At 67.6% G+C, this 1,424-nt stretch carries 2 protein-coding genes; both read right to left on the bottom strand.

The window, feature by feature from the left end:
• Positions 1–123: 123 nt before the first annotated feature.
• Positions 124–684, bottom strand: coding sequence for a helix-turn-helix transcriptional regulator (locus G7043_RS31410; RefSeq protein WP_166051784.1), 561 nt, complete (start codon positions 682–684; stop codon positions 124–126).
• On the bottom strand, positions 681–1,424 hold a 744-nt coding region (locus tag G7043_RS31405), incomplete at its 5' end, for a MaoC/PaaZ C-terminal domain-containing protein (RefSeq protein WP_207311948.1). The genes G7043_RS31405 and G7043_RS31410, both read right to left, overlap by 4 nt.

Raw genomic sequence — 1,424 nt, 5'->3', positions numbered from 1 at the left:
AGACATCCGCGCCTGGATCGCCGACTGGAACACCCACCCACGGCCGTTCATCTGGACCAAGACCGCCGAAGAGATCCTCGAGTCACTCGCACGCTTTTGTAGGCGAATTTCTGGCGCAGGACACTAGAGCAGGTTCGAACGGATCGCCCACGCCACGGCGTGCACCCGGTTGCGCAGCCCGAACCGTTCCAGCAGCTGGTGCAGTGCGTACTTCACGGTCCGTTCCGAGCAGAACAGCCGTGCGGCGACCTCCGCGATCGTCGCGCCATCGGCCAGCAGTCGCAGCAGCTGCAGATCGCGGTCGTTCAGCATCGGCGACCGTTCCTGCACCGGTTGCCCGCCGACGAGCAGCCTGATCAGGCGTTCGGCGTTGACGTCGGCCCGCCGCAGAGGCGTCGCGAGCCCGGCCTGGGCGGCGATCGACGGGGTGAGGTCGTGCACCCGTGCGGCAATAACGACGATCCTGGTCGAACCGATGGCCCGCAGCCGTGCGGCTTGTTGTGTGCACAGTTCGTTGACGACGGCGAGCAGCACCTGTGCGTCCGCGCGGTCTTGCACCACTCGTACGCGTGGGGAGTTCTTCAGCAGGTGCGCCACACCGGCGGCGCTGATCAGATCACGGGATTCGACCGCGACGCGCACCGGTTCGATCCCGATGTCCACGGTCGCCAGGGCTGAGCTCATGAGTCCGATCGTGCGGACTTTCCGCGGTTGTCCACTTCGGAAAACCGAACTGATCCGATGAGCACTTGTCCGGCCGTTGTCGACGTGCGGAACTCGCCGGTCGGCCAATGCTCGATCTTGAGCTCGTCGCCGGGGAACACCGGTGCGGTGAACCTCGCGTGCAGCTCGGTGAAGTCCATGCCGCGCACGGTGATGCCGAGCGTGCACAGGCCGTGCAGGATCGGTTTTCCGAATCCGGCTCTCGCGGCGAATTCGGGGTCGTGGTGCATCGGGTTGACGTCACCGGTCTCGCGATACCGCAGTGCCTGGTCAGGTGAGGTTCGGAAGAAGCTCACGTCCGGTTCGGCGTCCGGCACCTCGAACGTGCGGGTTTCGCCGCGTTCGCCGCCGAAACCGCCCTCGCCCTTGATGAAGCACGACGACCGCGTTCGCGCGTGGTCCGACTCCCACGTGCTGACGACGAGTGCGCCGGAGCCCTTGTCGTAGATGTCGGTGACGGTCTTGGTGACGACCGCGGAGCCGCGAGCGGGGACCCTGCGGCGCAGCCACAGCGACTGCTCGGCGTGCAGGACCTGGGTCATGTCGGCGCCGGTCAGCCCCAGTTGCGGGCCGCCGTGCTGCAGCAGAGGGATGGCGAACGCGGGGGAGTAGCCGCCGACCGCCGCCCCGTACACCTCGGCGTGGGGGGGACGAACCCGGGGGCGCCTGCGGTTGAAGACCCCCGGGGTGGGGGGGGTGTG

Source organism: Lentzea alba (genome assembly GCF_011067745.1).
Lineage (GTDB): Bacteria > Actinomycetota > Actinomycetes > Mycobacteriales > Pseudonocardiaceae > Lentzea > Lentzea alba.
Note: the sequence above shows the minus strand (reverse complement) of the source record. Positions and strands in the feature narration are given on the sequence as shown.

Bases quoted from the DNA above. Each gene is read 5' to 3' on its own strand.
- G7043_RS31410 (WP_166051784.1), bottom strand. From the start codon at position 684: ATGAGCTCAGCCCTGGCGACCGTGGACATCGGGATCGAACCGGTGCGC.